Genomic DNA, 18,889 nt, shown 5'->3' with positions numbered 1-18,889 from the left:
ATCCATTATCACCAAGAGGAGGCCATCATGGCTGTCGAGATCAAATATGTGGTTGTTCGTGGGGGAGTGGAAAAAATGACCTTTGCCAGCAAAAAAGAGGCCGATGCCTATGACAAGCTGCTGGATACGGCCGACGAGTTGATGACTCTGTTGGCTGGCGCCCCGATCGAGCTGGCACCAGAGCAGCAAGAGAGTCTGGCATTCTACCTGGCAGAGCAGCGTGATGTGCTGCAAACCCTGCTGCGTGGCGGCAAGGTTCAGGCAGGCACGAAGGAAGAAGAGGCTCCAGCGGCCAAGCGCAAGGAGAAGCCACTCAAACAGGTTGCCTGATTGCACAGACCTGCTATTTCTCGGGATAAATAGCTCACACCATTCACTTTAATTGCATTTAAATCCATTTTTACGGCTATTTATCCCGAGAATTTTTTAACAAAGATGCATATCCCATGCATAACTGAATAGCGTACACAACTGAGCGAAACCAGCCAGATCTATGAGGAAATAATGAGCAAACAGTGGAGAGATCGTTATCCAGATCGCTCCCGGTGACCTCAATCAGCAATAACAAGAGACAGAACAAAAACTAGCAGAAGCCGCATTCATCTATCACGAGCCCTTTTTTATCATCTCGGCTCACAGGCACATATCGATTCATCATCAACAAGCAACACCATGACTCAACACCCATTATCCTTGCCGCCGGCCATGCCGCTGTTTGACAGTCTTATCTATCTGGAAGCTGGCAACCCGCAGGTCAATCAGTACCTTGCCAACCTCAGCCTCAACGATGTGCCCGATGCCGGGCTGGTTTACGAGCTGGCGGTCGATTGGTTGCTGGAGCAGCGCAACAGCGAAAACAACTACAAAACCTATCGCAGCGAACTGACCACCTTTTTGCACTGGTGCTTTTGCGAGGCGGCCATCAGCCCGAAAGATCTCACTCGCCGCATCATGATCCGCTATCTCGACTACTGTCAGTCGCCACCTGAAGAGTTAATCGCCTATCGCAACGTGGCGCAATTTGTCCTAGACAAGGAGTGGGGGGAGCGGTTGCCCAATCCGCAATGGCGACCGTTTTTGGGCAAGCGGGAACTGGGCCGCACCTTGCCCTACCGTCTTAGCGAGCAGGCGATGAAGACCAAGCTCGCCATCCTGTCGGCCTTCTTCCAGTTCCTGATCCAGGAGGAGTACATGGACAGGAATCCCGCTCTGCTACTGCAGCGGGTCAAACGGCCGCAACAGCAGGAGGCCGATGATCAGGTGCAGGCCTTCAGCGAGTTGCAGTGGTCATACGTGATGCAGGCCGCCGATACCCTTGCCAACGACCATCCGGAGCAGCACGAGCGCAGCCGTTTTCTCACCATTCTGATGTACGCCTGCTATCTGCGGATCTCTGAGGTTGCAGCACGGCCGGGCTTTACCCCTGTGATGGGGCAGTTCAGGCGGGATCGCAAAACCGGCGTCTGGGGTTACTACATACCCAGTAGCAAGGGGGGCAAGCGCCGCACTGTTGCCGTTTCACAGGCGCTGCTTCAAGCACTCGAACGTTATCGCACGTTTCTGGGACTCTCGCCCTTGCCGGCACCCAACGAGCAGACTCCGCTTTTTATCCGTCATAAAGCGGCAGCCCACGGCCGGGAGCAGGGAGAACTTAATGCCAATTTAGGGATACGTCAGCTGCGTGAGCTGATACAAGCGGTGATAACCAAAGGTGCCGAACTTGCCGAGCTGGATGGCTTTTATCAGGATGGTGCCGAAATGCGGCAACTCTCTCCCCACGCTATTCGCCATACCGGGATCACTCATGACATCAACCTCAACGGCCGACCACTTTCCCACGTACAAGCTGATGCGGGCCACGACAGTATCGACACTACCTCCAAATACCTGCACACAAGCCAAAGCGAACGCCATGAGAGTGCACAGCAAAAACCGCTCGACAGATTGCGATAAAAGCACACAAGTGAGAGATAACGAAGAGTAAAGAAATGGAATGGCATCACCTTGAACCACGTCATTTTACAACATATGCCTGTCAATCGGAGTGAGTGCAATGGCTGCCCACTGTGAAAAGGGGAGCCCAATACACATATTGTTCAAGCATTTTAATAGTGAACGCTTGTCTCAAAATACGACATTTGTGGTTTCAGAATATCGACCACTGGGAGGGGGCGATTGCTATATCTTGTTATCTCTACAGCTCACCCCCACCATGCTCACGCAAACCAAAGGGGAGGGGCATTATCTCTCACAAGGCAAGGTTGTTATCATTGAGTTCTTTTTTCGCCAGAACCGCATAAATATCCGTATGAAGCATGGTGCTCAAACAGGGGATGCACGTGGCAAAGAATATTCGTGGTAACAAGATGGGAAGAACGGCGAAAACCAAACCTACACCATTCCTGGGCGGGGGACAGGCCCTCGTAAAGGCTTATTGAAGATATACACGAAGGAAAACATCCTGACTTTCATATTTATAAGCGTAATGAGGTCAGGTTCGTGAGAGCCGCTCCAGATAGCTCAGAGCAAAACAACGTTGATAAGGACTAGGATGGTGATGCCGATAAATGGGGTTATCGGCATCATTTGTGAAACCAAGGTCAAAATTGACCTTCAACATGTCTCACAGAGTAGGCCCACACCAGAAGAGAGAAAAATAAATGGGAGAACGTTCACCATTTCGGGTCACAACCCTCGAGGAGCTGATGGCCAAGGGGACGTGCTGAGTCTGGCCGATCTGGTGCGACGGGTCAGCCCTGGAAAAATGTCTGATGTCCTCCATGCTGCACATCGCGAGGTTGCGCCGATAGACTATGGCTAACAGAGCCATCCAACCCGGCGAGCAATTTTAGGGCTGCCCGATGGCGCCATAATTCACCGACAGACCCTGGAACTGATCGACACCTTGAAACCCCAGCCTGCAAGACGATAGAGTCAAAATGATTCTAGATAAATATCAATGGATACAATGGCATGTCTGACGATTGGCATTTGAACGAAACCTATAAGTCGCTCATCACGATTTCCGTCGAGGCTTTCAAGTTCTGTGCATTAGCAAATGGAGGAGCAGCGGTTGCCATTTTGGCTTACTTGGGGAATGTAGCTGCAAAAACCGATGTAACCACGCCAATAGGCATACGTTGTTCCATGGGGGCATTCTTGTTCGGATTGGTAACGTGTGGACTATCGATGGTTTGTGCCTACCTAACGCAATTGCAGTTGTTCAATGAAGAGAAACTACAGCGAGTTCCGGAAGAACTTCGTGGTAATAGCATCTCGCACGCTGCATTTCTCCGGCCAGCGCTGATCTTCTTAGTGGCGAGCCTTATGGCATTCTGTGAAGGTTCATTGCTTGCTGTATTGTCATTTTGATACTGATTAAGCTAGAGCTATTAGCGTAACAAGGCGTAGTGATGCAAAGATTCCAATACTTCTATCCTGGTCAAGTTGTGACACTTTCAGGCGGTGGCTATAGGATAACCGTCAAGCCGGTGAATGATGAGGAGAGCAATGATACCTGCTGCGTATGGTTCAATCCCGAACTGGGCGGAAAGCCCGTAGAGTGGACCTTCCCAAGTATCCTGCCGAAACTGGAAGAAAATCAGGAACTATATGGCTATGGCCGAACATTGTTTAAACTTGGTGATAATGCTCGTGGCGCTATAGACTGCCGTGATTTTGAATTGGGGGCCTTCCGGCCCCTCTGTTTTACCCTTAACCAATACTGCGTATAATGTATATTATGTTAAATTAAGTATCTTGTTTCCTGTCACCACTTATTGAACTGTGTATAATGGCAACAATTGCTCCTATCTTCGACCGGATGTCTTAAGTGGCTGAATTAACATCAGAACAATTAAAACCCGCTTTTGCGATTGAACAGTTCACCAAGCTTAGCGAGCTTGAACCTATCCCCTTTGCTGCGCTGCAACCCAGAGCCATTTCCGGCATCAAACGTCTTGCCAGTTTTGATGGTGACTGTCCGGTCATGCTGCTCAACGGGTTTCCCGGCGCAGATTACGAAGGCGTTTGCCAAACGTTGATTGCCGACTCCAATGGCAAGGACGGTGACCTGTTTGATCTCTGCTACACCGAGAATCTGAACAACCCCTACAAGCCTATCTGGCTGCGCCTGCAACCGGGCACCGGCGTTGAGTTTTGCGAAATGGTTGGCGAGCTGCTCAAGCTGTTGAGCCACCATCTCGATGCCGAACGGATCGTAACCCGCATCATGCGCAAGCAGAACAATGATCCGAAAATCGATGATTTCCTCTCCGATCTGGCGGCTCATGTGGCATTGGGTCTGGAGTTCCAGCACCCCATTCTGATCAACCTGCTGATCCACCACGAAGCGCAGGAAGCGCCGGTAATTTATGGCCGTGATCTCAACTGGGATACCCTTTTTGGCTCCATCAACTACCAGACCGAGCAAGGCTCAGTCTATGCCAACCAGCACCTTTTGGAGCCCGGTCTGCTGCGCGAAGCCAACGGCGGTTACCTCATTTTGCAACTGGACGAGCTGCTGGATCAGCCGCACCTCTGGTTCAAACTGAAAAATGCCATGCAAAAAGGAGAGCTGGACTGGAACGCTTATCAGGAAGGGAAAACCCTAACCCCCTTCTTCGCACCCGAAGCGACCCCCATCAAGCTCAAGCTGATCCTGGTGGGTGACCGACTCGATGTGGCCGAGTTCCAGATGCTGGATCGGGATATGTCCGAGCGCATCTTCCTGCGCGCGGATCTGGTATCAGAGGTGAATATTGAAGAGGATCTGCAGGAATTTCTGCAGTACCTGGCTTGGCTGCGCCAGCGTTGGAGTCTGCTGGACTTCACGCCAGCCGCCCTCGCCGCCCTTTGTCGTCATGCCAGCCGCCTCTGTGACCATCAGGAGTGGCTGTCGCTCTCCGAAGTGCAACTCTCCGCCATCATGCGGATGGCTGACAGTCTGGCCCGGGAGCTGGAATCTGATGTGGTCACCGACGAGCATATCCGTGGCGCACTGGAGGAGCAGGATTACCGCCTCAACTATCTGGTTGAGCAGTCAGATCAGGGGGTTATCGACGGTCAGATCCTGCTGCAAACCGATGGCGAAGAGATTGGCCAGATCAACGGCCTGTCGGTCATTCAGGTCTCCGGTCACCCTTATGACTTCGGCGAGCCGGTGCGCCTCACCGCTACCGTACACCTTGGTGATGGCGATGTGGCGGATATCGAGCGCAAAGCGGAGCTGGCCGGTCATATCCACGCCAAGGCGATGATGATTATCCACGGCTATCTCTCCAACAAATTTGGTGCAGAGAACCCCTCCCCCCTGTCGGCCAATCTGGTGTTCGAGCAGTCTTACCACGAAATTGATGGCGACAGTGCCTCACTGACCGGCTTGTGTGCCCTGCTCTCTGCCCTCGCCCGCCAGCCTATCTATCAGCACTTCGCCGTGACCGGTGCGGTCGATCAGTTTGGCAATGTGCAGGCCGTTGGTGGCGTGAACGAGAAGATTGAAGGCTTCTTCCGGGTGTGCAAAATCCACGGCATCACCGGCAAGCAAGGGATCATTTTGCCGGGCACCAACATCCAGCAGCTAAACCTCTCTGACGAGGTGATTGCAGCGGTTGAAGCAGGCCAGTTCCACATCCACCCGGTGGATCATGTGGAAGAGGCCATCGAGTTGCTGACTGGCTGTGTCGCCGGTGAGCCTGATATGCCTGATACCCTGTTTGGCCGTATTCAGGAGCGGTTGGACGAGTTGAACGGCTCCACTGCCAAAGTCGGACTGCTGCAATCCCTGCTGGGGCGCCTGTTTGGCCGCTGATGAAGTGATCGGAGTTGTTTAGCGAACAACTGTAAGCTAAATTGGCCCGGCTTTGACCCATTTGAAGGAAATACCGCGTGACCGTAGACAATACCACCATGGAAGCCCGCCTTTCCCTGTGCGAACAGGGCAAGAACTCTTTTACCCGTGAAGAGCTGCTGGCTTGCAGCCGTGGCGAACTGTTTGGTGAGGGTAACAGTCAGCTGCCTGCCCCCAACATGTTGATGATGGACCGCATCGTCAAGATCAATGACAACGGCGGCGAACACGGCAAGGGCGAGATCCTGGCTGAGCTCGACATTACTCCGGATCTCTGGTTCTTCGATTGCCACTTCCCGGGTGATCCTGTGATGCCTGGCTGTCTCGGTCTGGACGCCATGTGGCAGCTGGTTGGCTTCTTCCTTGGCTGGAAAGGTGGCCCCGGCAAGGGTCGTGCTCTGGGCGTAGGTGAAGTGAAATTCACCGGCCAGATCCTGCCGACTGCCAAGAAAGTGACCTACAAGATCACCTTCAAGCGCGTCATCAACCGCAAGCTGGTGATGGGGATTGCTGATGGTGTGGTCGAAGTCGACGGCCGTCCGATCTACAGCGCCACCGACCTGAAAGTGGGCCTGTTCAAAGATACCACCGCATTCTGATCTCTCTGATTGGTGGTAAAACAGCATTAACGCAAAGGGGCCACAACGGCCCCTTTCCTTTTGTAATGAGTGATGAAGTACCTGCTACTTCATGAAGAGGCCTGAGCCCCGCCCTTCCATGGCGTCACGCCAACCACCAAGCCAATGCCCTCGGGCATCCAGGCATTGATACGGACACGCTTCTTTCTGTTTGCCGACCACGCCAGCCTGATAACCACGAGCACGAGCTCTTTCCAGACGGTCCCGCTTCTGTCTCTTCATCATCTACGACCCTCTTCGTGGAACAAAAAAAGCGACCAATTCTGCATCGGTCGCTTTCATCTTTACTCCTGCGAGCGCACTGGGTCAAACAAAAACTTCCACCCTAACCGGGCTATGTGACACAAGGCACTGAACTGGATTAAGTTTTAATTACAGGGAACTTACTCCTGATTTTTGAGTCCTTCCAGCTCTTCCCAGCGAGCAAATGCCTGCTCCAGCTCGGCTTCAGCGGCATTGAGCGCATCGAGTTTCGGCTGGGTTTTATCTGCCGGCAACGAGAAGAAACCGGGCTGGTTGATTTCGCTTTGCAGCGCATCCAACTCGGCTTCCAGCTGTTCGAGACGAGCGGGCAACCCTTCCAGTTCAAGCTGCAGCTTGTAGGAGAGCTTCTTGCTTTTCTTCGGCGCTTCTGGCGCGGCGGCAACGACCGGCTCGGGCGCCTTGACCGGTGCACTCCTGGCCTGTTGCTGGGCATTCTGCTGTTCGCGGGTCGCCATCATGTCGGCATAACCGCCCACGTAATCGCTGATGCGGCCATCCCCTTCAAACAGCCAGCAGCCGGTCACTGTGTTGTCGATGAAGCGACGATCGTGACTGACCAGCAGCAGGGTGCCGGGGTAGTCGGAAAGCAGCTCTTCGAGCAGCTCCAGGGTTTCCACATCCAGATCGTTGGTCGGTTCATCGAGGATCAGCAGGTTGCTGGGCTTGAGGAACAGCTTGGCCAGCAGCAGCCGGTTCTTCTCGCCACCGGAGAGCGCCTTGACCGGCGTACGGGCCCGCTTGGGCTCGAACAGGAAGTCCTGCAGGTAACCAAGAATGTGACGGGAGCGGCCACGCACCATCACCTCCTGCTTACCCTCCCCCACGTTGTCCACCACTGTCTGCTCGGGATCGAGCTGCTCGCGGTACTGATCGAAGTAAGCCACCTCCAGATTGGTGCCCCCCTTGACGGTGCCACGGGTCGGCTCAAGCTGACCCAGCAACAGCTTGATCAGGGTCGATTTGCCGCAGCCATTGGGGCCGACCAGCGCAATCTTGTCGCCACGCAGCACTTGCAGATCGAGCCCCTTGAACAGGGTGCGATCGCCAAAATCCAGCCCCAGCCCTTCGGTCTCGAACACCAGCTTGCCGGAGCGATTGACCTCGTCCAGTTGCAGCTTGGCCTTGCCCTGCAGCTCGCGGCGCTGGGAACGCTCCATCCGCATCGCCTCAAGGGCGCGCACTCGGCCTTCGTTACGGGTACGGCGAGCCTTGATACCCTGACGCACCCACACCTCTTCCTGCGCCAGCTTGCGGTCGAACTCGGCATTTTTCAGCTCTTCGACCCGCAGCCACTCCTCTTTCCCCTGCAGATACTCGTCGTAGTTGCCCGGCCAGGAGGTGATGGCGCCGCGATCGAGATCGATGATCCGGGTGGCCAGCTTGTGGATGAATTCCCGATCGTGAGAGATAAAGACGATGGCGCCGCGAAAATCCTTGAGGAAATCTTCCAGCCAGTTGATGGCCTCGATATCCAGGTGGTTGGTCGGCTCATCGAGCAGCAACAAGTCGGGATCGCAAGCCAGCGCACGGGCCAGCGCCACTTTGCGTAGCCAGCCACCGGAGAGACTGTCGAGGGTCACGTCAGAATCAAGACCAAGCAGGGTCAACACCTGACTGATGCGGGTCTCGAACTGCCAGCCGTTCTGATAATCGAGCTGCTCTTGCAACTCGCTCATCTTGCGAATGTTGGCGTCTGACGGATCGCTCGCCAGCTCCATGGAGATGTGGTGGTACTGCTTGAGCAGCTCCCCCACCCCTGCCAGCCCTTCGGCGGCATAGTCAAACACCGTCAGCTCGCTGGAAGCAGGCGGATCCTGCTCAAGGCGGGTCACTTTCAAATCTTGCTGCAGCACCAGACGCCCGTCGTCCAGCGGCAATTCGCTGGCAATGACCTTCATCAGAGTGGACTTGCCCGCCCCGTTGCGGCCAACCAGGCAGAGGCGCTCGCCCCGCTCGATGGTCAATTCGGCATTGTCGAGCAGCGGGAAATCACTGAACGACAGACATGCGCCGTGCAATGTTAAAAGAGCCATGTATGTTCCTTATTTCATATGAAAAAAACGGGCAGCAGACTGGGTCTGCCCCCGTTTTATCGTCAAATCACGCTCACCCCTGACGTGCGGCCCAGCCCTTGAGCTCGACCAGCGTGAAGGGCCAGCCAAGCTCGCGGCCTGCCTCGTCACGCAGCACCGGAATGCGCACCCGATAGGCGGCAAGCCACTGCTCATCATCCATGATGTCGCACTGGCAGGTGGTAGCGGCAAGGCCTGCCTCCTCCACCAGCGCCCAGGCCTGCTCGCACAGGTGGCAACTGTCGGTATGAAACAGGGTCAGCATCACGCCTCGCCTTGCTCCGGCGCATGAGTGATGATCCAGCAGTTGTGGATATGCTGGTTACGTTCGAAATCCTTCGGTCGCGTCTTCTGGGTGATGTTCTGGGCCTTGAGACCAGTGGCCTCTAGACCGGCCAGATCCATCTTGAAGTGACGCTTGTTGTTGGAGAAGACCAGAGTGCCGTCCGCCGCCAGCAGGCGCTTCAGGTGCTGCATCAGCAACAGGTGATCGCGCTGTACGTCGAAGCTCTCGTCCATCCGCTTGGAGTTGGAGAAGGTGGGCGGATCGATGAAGATGAGGTCGTACTGCTCATCGGCTTCAGACAACCACTTCAGGCAATCTGCCTGGACAAACTTGTGCTGACGGCCCACCAGCGAGTTGAGGCGCATGTTGTCCTGCGCCCAGTTCAGGTAGGTGTGGGACATGTCCACTGTGGTGGTCTCGCTGGCACCGCCAAGACCTGCGTGCACGGTGGCACTGCCGGTGTAGGCAAACAGGTTCAGGAAGCGCTTGCCCTTGGCCATCTGACCCAGCATGCGGCGAGTCTGACGATGGTCGAGGAACAGGCCGGTATCCAGATAGTCGTATAGGTTGACCCACAGGCGGGCACCGTACTCCTGCACTTCCATCCGGTGCTGCTCTTCGGAGAGCTTCTGATACTGCTGTTTGCCTTCCTGACGCTCACGCACCTTCAGGATCACCTTCTCGCCATCCATGCCGGTCACCTTGATGGCGGCCTGAACCATGTCGAGCAGACGTTGACGGGTTTTCTGGGCGGGGATGTCCTTGGGCGCGGCATACTCTTGCACCACCAGGTAGTCCTGATAGCGGTCGATGGCAGCGTTGTATTCTGGCAAGTCGGCATCGTAGATGCGATAGCAATCGATGCCCTCTTTGTTGGCCCACTTCTCGAGGGTTTTCAGATTCTTGCGCAGACGGTTGGCAAAGTCCTGTGCGACTTCTTTTTGCGAGGCCACGGAGTCCAGTGCGATTTGATAATTGCGCAGCTGACACTCGAGGGCGCCGTTGAACAGGCGATATTGCTTGTCGGCGCGCAGGCGCAGACAGCTCAAGAGCTCCGGTGAGGCAGAAAGAATGGATACTCTCCACCCCTGGAAGCTGCGACGCAGAGCATCGCCAAGGGCCTGATGCACTTCCAGCAGCGCCGGGAACTCGCCAAGACGCTCGCCGTAAGGCGGGTTGGAGATCAGCATACCGACCTGGCGGGCCTCCCCTTGACCTTCTTCCCCTACAACAGGGGCAGGCATCGGCAGCGGGTTTTCCAGTTTGGTGACATCTGCTTGCTTGAAGGTGATGAGGTGGGCCACACCGGCCGCTTTGGCGTTATCACGGGCTTTGAGCAGCACACGCTGGTCGGCATCACAACCAAACAATTTTACTTCGCAACGTTGCATGCCACGTTTGGCGCGCACTTGTGCTTCCATCATCAGGCTCTGCCACAGCTCGCTATCGTGCTGCAGCCAGCGATCGAAACCGAAGCGCTCGCGGCGCAGAGCTGGCGCCATATCGGCGGCGATAAAGGCCGCTTCGATCAGCAGCGTACCGGAACCGCACATCGGGTCCATCATGGGCTCACCGGCCCAGCCACTACGGGCAATCATGGCGCAGGCCAGGTTCTCTTTGAGCGGTGCTTCACCGGTGCCTTGACGATAGAAACGCTGGTGCAGCGCCGGGCCTGACAAGTCCAGCGTGATATTGGCCTTGCCTTTGCCCAGGTGCGCCATGATGCGGATATCCGGCGACTTTTTGTCCACGTCCGGACGCACGTGACCGCGCTTGGTGAAGCGGTCAACGATGGCATCCTTGATCTTCAGCGCGCCATATTGGGTATTGCGAATGGCAGGGTTGGTACCGGTAAAGTCCACCGCGATGGTAGAGGTACCGGAGAAGTGCTCTTCCCAGGGGATGGTGTGGGCGCCCAGATAGAGATCCAGATCGTCGTTCATCTGGAATTCGGAGAGCACCAGCACGATGCGGGAAGCAAAACGGCTCCACAGGCAGGCCTTGTAGCCAATCGCCAGTTCGCCTTTGAAATGGACGCCAGCCACGGTCTCACGGACCTGCTCTGCGCCAAGATTGGTCAGCTCATCGGCCAACAGGTTTTCCAGCCCCTTGGGGCAGGTTGCAAAAAATTCTTTCATCACGCTCACGGGGAACCCATAAAAATAGTCCCGCATTATACCTCATCAGGCGGGCTGGAGCATGAAAAAGTCGGCGCAAACAGCAGGATGGAAACAGATTGATAGGTGGTGAAAAGATAAAAGGCCCCATGACTACCCGATGGCGAGATCATGGGGCCAGACATCATTTAGCGGATCACTTCATGCGAGCCTTGAAACGGGGATTGCTTTTGCAAATCACGAACAATTTGCCCCGACGGCGCACCAACTGACAATCGGGATGACGCGCCCGTGCGGATTTGAGTGAACAGACGACCTGCATTCAGGACTCCTTCTTGCTTGAAAATGCGCCAAAGCGCTTGTTGAAACGGGCCACACTCCCCTCGCTCGATACCTGCTTCTGCTTGCCGGTATAGAACGAGTGCGACTGGCTGGAAACATCGAGCGATACGTAGGGATACTCCTTCCCGTCTTGCCACGTATAGCGGCGATCGCTCTTGATGGTTGAACCTACCAGGAAAAAGGCATCTGCCGCCGTGTCATGGAACAGCACCAAACGATAATCCGGATGAATATGAGGCTTCATGGCAACTCCATTTTGTTATGTTATAACAAAATGTAAGTGAGAATAGCTCTCGTTTCAAGCATAAAATGTCGTATGAAGCAAATCGCTGCCGTGAGTGATGTGTTGATAGCGAGGTGGAGGCACTACGCAAGCAGAACGAAACAAGAGGAAGGCACCATGCTTGCAGCACGGAATACCAAGATACTGCATGGGTCAGAACACAAGGTGCAAGTGGATGTAACAAGCCTCAAGAGAAGCTGAGCCATAACCATGAAGATCAATGAGAATGGGCAAGATGTTCGCGGATCAATGAAGGATCAGAAACGAGGCGCGATTGAGGTGACAACAGTAAAAACAGACAGCGGTGTAATCACAGAGATAAAACGATTGATGAAAATATATCAACTGACCTGACGATATTGCTCGGTCACGGTAATACGCGGCTTCATCCGGTTATTCATCACCTTGATCACCCCGAAACGCGGCAGAGTTTTACTGGTGGTCAATACCAGATCGGCTGTGAGGTTCAAACAGACGCTGGCCTGCTCCCCTGCCTCAATGACCATAAATTCGCCGTTACCATGGGGTGTATTCATCAGGACCAGATCACCGTTTTGCGGGATCACTTGCGGATGCTGTTCACTAAAAAACCAGCTTTGCGGCATCAGGGGTTTATAAAAACGACTGACCGCGATGGCATTAAGCACCAACTGAACCTGATGAGGAATACTCCACTCAAGTTCGGCTGCTTTATCCATCAACTGATAATAGAGAGCTGCATCATCGACACAAAAAGGCTGGGCTGCAAACGAACTGGGCACCAATTGTCGCCCTTTATACTCGGTCGCAAATAACATGTTATCAGACAGGTCCAACATCAGACGGTCACTCTGGGCATCATAGTGCCATTGCCAGCTATCGGTCGGTTGGATAAACATGTTGGAACCCTTACTTGATAATTACCAGTTGACTTTATTCCATATGCAGGGAATCAGCAACGTCAAATAAAGGGCTCCGCCATCTATTTCTTAAATATTGGTCACAATCTCTTTGACCAGCCCCGGCCCTTTATAAATAAAGCCGCTATAAATTTGTACCAGACTGGCACCGGCGGCCAATTTTTCACGGGCGGCCATGGCACTATCAATACCACCCACCCCGATAATTGGCAGAGCACCATTGAGCGCCTTGGCCAGATGGCGGATCACCTCGGTACTCTTGTGTTGCAGCGGACGACCGCTCAAGCCACCCGCTTCACCGGCATGGGGCATGTCATAAATCATCTCGCGCTCGAGGGTGGTATTGGTGGCGATAACCCCATCAATGCCATTACGCACCAGCGAAGCGGCCACCTGATCTATTTCTTCAAGGCTTAAATCCGGGGCAATTTTAACCGCCAGCGGCACATACTTTTTATATTGGGCGGCCAGCTCTTGCTGCCGCACCTTGAGGGCGGCCAGCAATTCATCCAGCGCCTCACCATATTGCAGCGAACGCAAACCCGGAGTGTTGGGGGAAGAGATATTGACGGCAATATAACCGGCGTGATCATAAACCTTGTCCATGCAGATCAGGTAATCATCCTTACCCTGTTCGATGGGAGTATCTTTGTTCTTGCCGATATTAATGCCGATGACCCCCTGATATTTGGCCTCTTTTACCTTGGCCACCAGATGATCAACCCCCTTGTTGTTGAATCCCATCCGGTTGATGATCCCCTCTGCCGGAATAACCCGGAACAGGCGGGGCTTGTCATTGCCGCTTTGGGGTCTGGGGGTGACGGTACCGACCTCGATAAAGCCAAATCCCATGGCGCCCAGCGCATCAATGCACTCACCATCTTTATCCAGACCGGCCGCCAATCCCACCGGATTGGCAAAAGAAAGCCCCATGACAGTGACGGGGCGTTTCGGCAAATTCTGGCGGAAGAAACAATCGAGTGGCGTACCGAGAAGGCGGGGCAAATATTTCATGGAGAGATCGTGAGCCTGTTCCGGATTGAGTTTGAACAGGAAATGCCTGGTGATGGGGTACAACATCTTTGCTCCTTAAAGAAAGCCCCGGCAACTGGCCGGGGCTTTGGGTGTAATGTCGGTCTCATGCCTTAATCTGGCAATTAAAGTGCCCGACAATTCAACTGGAGCAGGTTCAACTCTCGCAAGGCCACCGAGAACTTGGCGAACTCGTGAGTACTGGTGGTCTTGAAGTCGGCCAACATATGGGTCCAACGGGACAAGAGTTGCTCATGCTCCGAAATCCAGTCGGCCAGTATGGTAGCGCATTCTCCCTGATCTTTGCACCCTTCCAGTACCACAGAAGTGAGACTGCGCTGCTGCCAGTCCAGATCTTCGCGGAAGGAGGCTCGCGCCATCGCCTGCCAGTGGTTGCCGACCGGCTGATGGTTGATCTGGTCGAGGAACCAGTGCAGATCCAGTTTGGCACCGAGGCGATAGTAGACATTGGCGGCACGCAGGATATCGGTCTTGTGCTCCGCGGCAATCTGCGCCAGGTCCAGGCTGGAGAAGAGGCTGCTCATATGGGCGACCTGACGGGCAATGGCCTCCGGCACCTGTTTTTCCATCCACTTGGCGACAGCCTGACGATGCTCGGCCACTTCGCTCTCATCCATCACCTCGTAGAGGTGCTTTCCTAAGGTCTCGAACGCTGGACGGAAGAAGGCGATGTTCTCGCTGATGCTCCAGCTACGATTACGGGCGCGCAGGAACCAGCGGGTGGCACGGCGCACGATCCGGCGGCTGTAGAACATCAGCTCGAGCTGAGTCTGGGCATCCACCAGGTTGTCGCACCCTTCGATATCGCGCCACAGCTGGTTCATGCCAAACACTTCGCGGGCCATGGCAAAGCAGCAGGCCACTTCGGCGACCGAGGCACCAGTTTCGTCCTTCATCCGGCTGGCGAAGTTGAGCCCCATGTCGTTAACCAGCATGTTGGCAACCCGGGTAGCGATGATCTCGCCGCGTAGCGGGTGATCGGCCAGCTGGGCACCAAACTGCTGCTGTACCTTGGCCGGGAAGCTGGTGACCAGCATGTTGGCGAGGAAGGGCTCGTCGGTCACTTCCGGGCAGTTGAGCTGCTCTTTCAGTACCATCTTGCCGTACGCCACCAACACCGCCAGTTCGGGGCGGGTCAGCCCCTGCCCTGCCGCCATCCGCTCGGAGAGCTCCTCATCGGATGGCAGGAACTCCAGTGCACGATCGAGCTTGCCTTCCCGCTCCAGCCCCTGAATAAAGCGCTGCTGCTCTTTGAGTTGTTCAGAGCCACGGAAGCTGGTGACCGAGATGGACTGGGACTGGCGATAGGCATTGGTGATCACGATCTGCGCCACGTCGTCGGTCATCTCGTAGAGCATCTGGTTACGCTGCTTGAGGGTCAGATCCCCTGCCGCCACCAACTGGTTCAGCAGGATCTTGATGTTCACCTCGTTATCGGAGCAATCCACCCCACCCACGTTGTCGGTAAAATCGGTGTTGATGCGACCGCCCTGACTGGCGTACTCCACCCGACCGAGCTGGGTGAAGCCGAGGTTACCCCCCTCGCCCACGATGCGGGCCCGCAAATCGCGACCATTGACCCGCAATGCGTCATTGCTGCGATCGCCCACTTCCCCATCGCTCTCACGAGCGCTCTTCACGTAGGTGCCGATGCCGCCGTTCCACAGCAGATCGACATTGAGGCAAAGCAGCGCCTTGATCAGCTCGTTCGGGGCCATGCTGGCCTTGTCGGTGCCGAGCAGGGTCTGCATCTCGGGGCTCAGCTTGATGGATTTGGCAGAGCGCAGGAAGATGCCGCCCCCTTGTGATATCAGCTCGCGGTTGTAGTCATCCCAGCTGGAACCCGGCAGATCGAACAGACGCTGGCGTTCGACAAAGCTCTTTGCCGCATCTGGGGTCGGGTCAACGAAGATGTGCATGTGGTTGAACGCGCCCACCAGCCGGGTGTGCTCGGAGAGCAGCATGCCGTTGCCGAACACGTCCCCCGCCATGTCGCCGATCCCCACGCAGGTAAAATCGGTGGTCTGGCAGTTGACGCCGATCTCGCGGAAGTGGCGCTTGACCGACTCCCAGGCACCGCGGGCGGTGATGCCCATCTTCTTGTGGTCGTAACCGACCGAGCCGCCGGAAGCGAACGCGTCGCCAAGCCAGTGACCGTATTCGAGGCTTATTTCGTTGGCGATGTCGGAGAAGGTCGCCGTGCCCTTGTCGGCGGCGACCACCAGGTAGTAGTCATCCTCATCATGGCGTACCACGGATTTGGGCGGGATCACCTCGCCGCCGATGATGTTGTCGGTCACATCGAGCAGGCCACGAATAAACAGGCGATAACAGGCCTTACCCTCCTCCTGGATGACGGCGCGGGTTGCCCCCACCGGCATCTGCTTGCAGTAGAAACCGCCCTTGGCCCCCACCGGCACGATGACGGTGTTCTTCACCTGCTGGGCTTTCACCAGACCCAGCACTTCGGTGCGGAAGTCCTCTTTGCGATCGGACCAGCGCAGGCCGCCACGGGCTACCTTGCCCCAGCGCAGATGCACCCCTTCCACCCGTGGCGAATAGACGAAGATCTCGAATTTCGGCAGCGGCAGCGGCATGTCGGTAATGCTGGAGGGAGCCAGTTTGAAGGAGATGTAGGGCTTGAGGTTGCTCGCCTTGTCCAGCTGGTAGTAGTTGGTGCGCAGAGTAGCGTCGATCATCTCCACATAGCGGCGAATGATGCGATCGTCGTCCAGGTTGGCCACCTGATCCAGCTTGGTGGCAAGCTCCTCGTGCAACTTGGCTTCTGCTTTGGCATCCTGCTTGCCAGCCGGGTCGAGACGCTGCTCGAACAGGGTAAACAGCAGCTGGGCGATATCAGGGTAACGGGTCAGGGTCTCTTCGATATAGGACTGGCTGAAGGAGACGCCGGTCTGGCGCATGTATTTGGCATAGGCGCGCAGCACCGAGACCTGACGGCCAGTGAGGCCCGCCCCCAATACCAGCCGGTTGAAGCCGTCATCTTCCAGCTGCTTGTTCCAGATGGCGGCAAACGCCTGCTGGAAGCGCTGCTGGCTCTGGGCCAGATCAAAGGGCTGCTCGCCGTGCAGCAACATGGAGAAGTCGAGGATCCAGAACAGATCGCCAGCCGGAGTGCGTACCTGATACGGGGTCTCGCCGATCACCCGCAGCCCCATGTTCTCCAGCATCGGCAGCACATCGGAGAGGTGAATGGGCTCGGTGCGATGGAACAGCTTGAGCCGTACCCGACGGTCGTTCTCCTCCTCCTGCGCGCGGTAGAACAGCATCCCCAGCGGCTCGGCTTCGCTCAGGTTATCGAGCGCCATGATATCGGCCACGGCCGAGCCTGGCAGCACATCCTCCTTGTAAGCGCGAGGGAATGCGGTGCTAAAACGGCGTCGCAGCTCGTTGCCACGAGCCTCGCCATAATGGGAAAGCAGCACGGAGTCGAGTCTGTCGTCCCAGCTGCGGGCCGCTTCAATCAGGTTATTCTGTACTTCGTTCACATCCACATCCACGTTGTTGTTGTTGACCCGCACTATGTAGTGGGTCCGCGCCAGCACGCCTTCGGTGAAGTAGACGTTGAACTCCACCTCTTCATTGCTGCCAAAATATTTCTGCAAAATTTGCTGGGTCTTGATCCGCAGCGCCGTGTTGTAGCGCTCCTTGGTGACATAGACCATGCAGGAGAAGAAGCGACCATAGACATCCCGGCGCACGAATAGCCGCAGCATGTCCCGCTCCTGCATCTCCAGCACCCCAAGGCCGGTAGCCAACAGCTCCTCTTCGCGGGCCTGGATCAGTTCGTCACGGGGATAGGTTTCCAATACGTTCAGCAGCGCCTTGTAGGCGTGGGAGCCCTTCTCGTGACCGGAGGCGGCCATTATGCGCTCGAGGCGATGGCTGATGAGCGGGATCTGGGTCGCGCTGGTGTTGTAGATGGAAGAGGCATAAAGGCCGATGAAGCGATCTTCCCCGATCACCTTGCCATGCTCGTCGAAGCGCTTGATGCCGATGTAATCCACATAGGCCGGACGGTGTACCCGGGACTTGCTGTTGGATTTGGTGAGGATCAGCAGATCGGAGCTCAGGGCGGCGTGACGGGCGCTGGCCGGCATGTTGCCAAGGCGCTGGCCCACCTCCTTGATGGAGTTCTTCATCAGACCGAGGCTGGAGCTGGCCTGCGGCAGGATCTCGTGATCCCCCTCCACCGCCTTGACGTCGTAGCGGCGATAGCCCATCAGGGTAAAGTTGTGGGCAGCCACCCATTTGAGGAAAGCAACGCAGGAGGCCACCTCCTCCTTGCTGACCGGGTGCTTGCGCTTGGGCAGTTCGTCGATGATCTCATTGAGCTTGGCCAGCATGGGCTGCCAGTCGCCGACTGCCAGCGCCACTTCCCCGGCCACCGAGTTGAGCTCGGTAGCCAGCGCGGCCATCTGCTCCTCGCTGGTGAGGTGATCGATCTCGATAAGGAATGCTGTTTCAACCGAGGTCTGCCCGTCGGTGTTGTCGAGCTCCAGAATGGCGCCGATCTTGCCATCCGCGCCACGAATGAGGTGCAGCGGTTGGTGCAGCATCATGTGGGCGGTGATATTGAGCCGCTTGAGCGCCATCCGGATGGAGTCCACCAGGAAGGGCGAATCCTGCAGGATCACCTCGACGATGGTATGGGGCGATTGCCAGCCGTGACGGGTCAGCTCGGGATTGTAGACCCGGATGTAGGGGTCGGTGCCGGTACGCTGATTGAGGGCATTCCACAGGCTCAGGGCCGCACCGTAGAGATCGCTGTCATTGCGATCGTGCAGATCGGAGCTCGCCATGTTGCCGTAGAACTTGGCAACGAAGCGCTCGACCAGCGAGGCACTGTTTTTGGGCAACTTCTGATGGATCAGGCTGAGAACGTTTTCGAGCAGAACTGAGGTAGGGGCGTCTTTCAATGCCATTTTTATATTCCTTATCGGACGACATTAACCACCGACGCAGAGGCAACCACCCTGGTTACCCGCTGGTGCAGAGTTGTTGCGAAGTGTAATGGCTTGGATAAGGGAAGGCGAGGATAGGTGCTAACGAGATGTTAAAAACAAGGT

At 55.9% G+C, this 18,889-nt stretch carries 16 protein-coding genes; 7 read left to right on the top strand and 9 right to left on the bottom strand.

Annotated features, from left to right (window positions below; all coding sequences use genetic code 11):
• The first annotated feature begins 27 nt into the window (after positions 1-27).
• The 7 genes from OKC31_RS09730 (at position 28) to fabA (ending at position 6,447) form a co-directional block, all read left to right on the top strand.
• On the top strand, positions 28-330 hold the full coding sequence (locus OKC31_RS09730) for a YebG family protein (protein ID WP_005333111.1): 303 nt from the start codon (positions 28-30) through the stop codon (positions 328-330).
• Positions 331-705: 375 nt separating this feature from the next.
• On the top strand, positions 706-1,953 hold the full coding sequence (locus tag OKC31_RS09725; RefSeq protein WP_005345479.1) for a tyrosine-type recombinase/integrase: 1,248 nt from the start codon (positions 706-708) through the stop codon (positions 1,951-1,953).
• A gap of 100 nt (positions 1,954-2,053) precedes the next feature.
• Positions 2,054-2,362 carry a hypothetical protein gene (locus tag OKC31_RS09720; RefSeq protein ID WP_270656826.1) on the top strand — a complete coding sequence of 103 codons (309 nt, stop codon included), beginning with the start codon at positions 2,054-2,056 and terminating at the stop codon, positions 2,360-2,362.
• Positions 2,363-2,973: 611 nt separating this feature from the next.
• Complete coding sequence (locus OKC31_RS09715; RefSeq protein WP_247822800.1) at positions 2,974-3,372, top strand: hypothetical protein; 399 nt, start codon at positions 2,974-2,976, stop codon at positions 3,370-3,372.
• Between the two features lie 41 nt (positions 3,373-3,413).
• Positions 3,414-3,734 carry a hypothetical protein gene (locus OKC31_RS09710; protein ID WP_247822799.1) on the top strand — a complete coding sequence of 107 codons (321 nt, stop codon included), beginning with the start codon at positions 3,414-3,416 and terminating at the stop codon, positions 3,732-3,734.
• Between the two features lie 98 nt (positions 3,735-3,832).
• Positions 3,833-5,809: a Lon protease family protein gene (locus OKC31_RS09705; protein ID WP_069554855.1), complete on the top strand. Its 1,977-nt coding sequence runs from the start codon at positions 3,833-3,835 to the stop codon at positions 5,807-5,809.
• Between the two features lie 77 nt (positions 5,810-5,886).
• Positions 5,887-6,447 carry a 3-hydroxyacyl-[acyl-carrier-protein] dehydratase FabA gene (fabA, locus tag OKC31_RS09700; RefSeq protein WP_005336586.1) on the top strand — a complete coding sequence of 187 codons (561 nt, stop codon included), beginning with the start codon at positions 5,887-5,889 and terminating at the stop codon, positions 6,445-6,447.
• Between the two features lie 84 nt (positions 6,448-6,531).
• On the opposite strand, the gene rmf is transcribed toward fabA, so the two are convergent.
• From rmf to OKC31_RS09655, 9 genes are all read right to left on the bottom strand, one after another.
• A complete protein-coding gene (gene rmf, locus OKC31_RS09695; protein WP_005315693.1) occupies positions 6,532-6,711 on the bottom strand; it encodes a ribosome modulation factor in 180 nt (59 codons plus the stop codon).
• A gap of 158 nt (positions 6,712-6,869) precedes the next feature.
• Positions 6,870-8,783 carry an ATP-binding cassette ATPase Uup gene (gene uup / locus OKC31_RS09690; RefSeq protein ID WP_270656825.1) on the bottom strand — a complete coding sequence of 638 codons (1,914 nt, stop codon included), beginning with the start codon at positions 8,781-8,783 and terminating at the stop codon, positions 6,870-6,872.
• 73 nt (positions 8,784-8,856) lie between these two features.
• Positions 8,857-9,087: a glutaredoxin family protein gene (locus OKC31_RS09685; protein ID WP_247822791.1), complete on the bottom strand. Its 231-nt coding sequence runs from the start codon at positions 9,085-9,087 to the stop codon at positions 8,857-8,859.
• Complete coding sequence (gene rlmKL, locus OKC31_RS09680) at positions 9,087-11,282, bottom strand: bifunctional 23S rRNA (guanine(2069)-N(7))-methyltransferase RlmK/23S rRNA (guanine(2445)-N(2))-methyltransferase RlmL (protein ID WP_270656824.1); 2,196 nt, start codon at positions 11,280-11,282, stop codon at positions 9,087-9,089. Before rlmKL ends, OKC31_RS09685 begins: the two co-directional genes overlap by 1 nt.
• Positions 11,283-11,421: 139 nt before the next feature.
• A complete protein-coding gene (ykgO, locus tag OKC31_RS09675) occupies positions 11,422-11,547 on the bottom strand; it encodes a type B 50S ribosomal protein L36 (protein WP_005336596.1) in 126 nt (41 codons plus the stop codon).
• A complete protein-coding gene (locus OKC31_RS09670; protein WP_005336598.1) occupies positions 11,548-11,811 on the bottom strand; it encodes a type B 50S ribosomal protein L31 in 264 nt (87 codons plus the stop codon).
• A gap of 380 nt (positions 11,812-12,191) precedes the next feature.
• A complete protein-coding gene (locus tag OKC31_RS09665) occupies positions 12,192-12,728 on the bottom strand; it encodes a cell division protein ZapC (protein ID WP_270656823.1) in 537 nt (178 codons plus the stop codon).
• Between the two features lie 90 nt (positions 12,729-12,818).
• Positions 12,819-13,829, bottom strand: coding sequence for a quinone-dependent dihydroorotate dehydrogenase (gene pyrD / locus OKC31_RS09660; protein WP_270656822.1), 1,011 nt, complete (start codon positions 13,827-13,829; stop codon positions 12,819-12,821).
• A gap of 77 nt (positions 13,830-13,906) precedes the next feature.
• The gene (locus OKC31_RS09655) at positions 13,907-18,745 is read right to left on the bottom strand and encodes an NAD-glutamate dehydrogenase (RefSeq protein ID WP_270656820.1); all 4,839 of its coding nucleotides are present in this window, start codon (positions 18,743-18,745) and stop codon (positions 13,907-13,909) included.
• Between the last annotated feature and the right edge of the window lie 144 nt (positions 18,746-18,889).

It is taken from the genome of Aeromonas sp. Y293-4, from assembly GCF_027705905.1.
GTDB classification, from domain to species: domain Bacteria; phylum Pseudomonadota; class Gammaproteobacteria; order Enterobacterales; family Aeromonadaceae; genus Aeromonas; species Aeromonas veronii.
This window is presented reverse-complemented; position numbering and strand designations above follow the sequence as displayed.